Raw genomic sequence first — 780 nt, 5'->3', positions numbered from 1 at the left:
AAAGAAGCTAAGCAACAGTACGTCGCTTAACTTCCATATATTTCCATAACAAGCACTATTCAACATAGCGCTTTGTTGTTAGAAAGTATTATTTCATTTCTACTAGAATTTTTTGTATTTGTCTGCCATCGATAGACTCGCCCATACGTTCTTTTTCAAGTTTTTGACTTAAATCGATTGTATGTGTTGTGCCATCATTCATTGTAATTGTAATTTGACCTTGTTTAAGACCATTTGAATACAAGCCACTTTGACTAATTAATTGCTTTCTTAATTTAAAATCAAGTTCTTTTAGTGAGATGTCTTCTTTATAAATTTGGTATAGACTACTTTGTGGTTCTTCTTTACCTTTCTTGATTTCAAGGATTGGTGTGTGTATATAGTTATAATACACTCCTCTATTAGTTTTTGTTATGCCACCAATCGAATGATTATCAGCTTGTCTACCGTTTCCTTCTCTAACGACAAACACATCTATATCTGGGTTAACTTCTTCATTATATTTATCTTTATCAGAACCAACTAAAGATATTTTATTATATTGTCCATTGTATATAAAATCAATAAATCTATCTTTACCTTCAATAAATCCATATCCAGTTACTTTTTTATATTCAAAACTTGGTCCATTATAATAAAGTTTTAAATCAGCCTCACTTTGTTGTTTAACTTCTGTTTTCGCTTGTACTGATTGTACATTCGATGTAATTACACCTGTTGCTAACATTCCCAATGCTAAACTTGCTTTTGCTATCGCTTTAAATTTCATAATTTTTAGCC

Annotated in this window: 1 protein-coding gene; it reads right to left on the bottom strand. The window is 30.3% G+C overall.

The window, feature by feature from the left end:
* Window positions 1-88: 88 nt before the first annotated feature.
* A complete protein-coding gene (locus IDG60_RS17655; protein WP_200674497.1) occupies window positions 89-769 on the bottom strand; it encodes a superantigen-like protein SSL1 in 681 nt (226 codons plus the stop codon).
* Window positions 770-780: the final 11 nt, after the last annotated feature.

The organism is Staphylococcus sp. EG-SA-2 (assembly GCF_017152085.1).
The sequence above is the reverse complement of the archived record's forward strand: the minus strand, read 5'-3'. Positions and strand labels throughout refer to the sequence as shown.